Raw genomic sequence first — 514 nt, 5'->3', positions numbered from 1 at the left:
TCATCTGCATTACGATAACGCGTCGCATCGTCGGCGGTGGTGTGGTCACTTAGGCGATAACTTACCGCTTCGATCAGTGTCGCCCCTTTGCCTTTTCGTGCTCGCTCTAATGCGGTCATGGTAGCGTCATACATAGCAACAACGTCGTTGCCATCGACGGTAATCCCTGGAATGCCAGCACCTTTTGCTTTTTCAGAAAGAAACTCCGCCGCGCATTGCAAACTGCGTGGTACAGAAATCGCCCATTGGTTGTTATTCACCACAAAAACCAACGGAATGTTCCATGTCCCTGCGCAGTTGATGGATTCGAGAAAATCTCCTTTGGATGTCCCACCGTCGCCACACATGACCAGAGCCGCTTCGTGATTGCCTTGAATTTTCAACGCAGAAGCAACGCCGACCGCATGTGTACATTGTGTTGCGATTGGGACACAAAATGGCAAGTCTCGGCTTGGGATAGGGCTGCCTTCTGGCGCAAAGTCACTGCCGCGCTCATCGCCGCCCCAATATTGAA

General features: G+C 51.9%; 1 protein-coding gene. It reads right to left on the bottom strand.

The features are described 5' to 3' along the window. Nucleotides 1–514: thiamine pyrophosphate-dependent enzyme (locus R8N49_RS30555; RefSeq protein ID WP_318190878.1), on the bottom strand; the 514-nt coding region annotated here is incomplete at both ends.

The organism is Vibrio sp. 1978 (assembly GCF_033344345.1).
Note: the sequence above shows the minus strand (reverse complement) of the source record. Positions and strands in the feature narration are given on the sequence as shown.